The 590-nt window shown below is 46.8% G+C and carries 1 pseudogene; it reads left to right on the top strand.

Annotated elements, in window-relative coordinates:
- Positions 1-590, top strand: a pseudogene (locus AN477_RS24905) (recombinase); the annotation flags it as partial.

Raw genomic sequence — 590 nt, 5'->3', positions numbered from 1 at the left:
CGTGAGGAACGGGTTCACCTTGGTGCCTATCAAACAATGACACGGTTGGCTCTGTTAGACGCAGCTACGATGGATGGGGACACTGGTGTCATTGAGGTCGCTTTGGGATTCGGTGTGCCAAATGAGGATTATCGGGAAGAGAGACTGTCCGAGTTCGCAAAATGGTTTAAAGAACCCATTACTGGTGCTAAAAATGGTGAGCAGGTCGTCGTGATGGTCAACCAGTTCGAGTTGTTAAGTCAACCGATTGCCGTATTAGTGGATGCCTACTACGACGATGAAGGTTACGTACAGGATCCGACGATTGAGGAAGATAACGTCCTCGTGATTGACAGCGGATCGGGAACGCTTGATATGACAGAGTTTCGAGGTATGAAGCTGCAAAAGCAGGTAAGTGAAGCAATCGGTATGAATGATGTTTATCAGTGTGTAATCGAAGACATTGAGAAACGACAACCCAAGGTTCGTGCGGATGCTTACAACTTGGAATACCAAATTCGTAGCCAGGATGGCAAACCCGAAATGGTGTATCAACATGGCTCTCTTTGCATTCCAATCACCGATTTGTACGTAAATGCGATGAATGACGT

The sequence above is a fragment of the Paenalicyclobacillus ferrooxydans genome (assembly GCF_001399675.1).
Taxonomy (GTDB): Bacteria; Bacillota; Bacilli; order Alicyclobacillales; family Alicyclobacillaceae; genus Alicyclobacillus_B; species Alicyclobacillus_B ferrooxydans.
The sequence above is the reverse complement of the archived record's forward strand: the minus strand, read 5'-3'. Positions and strand labels throughout refer to the sequence as shown.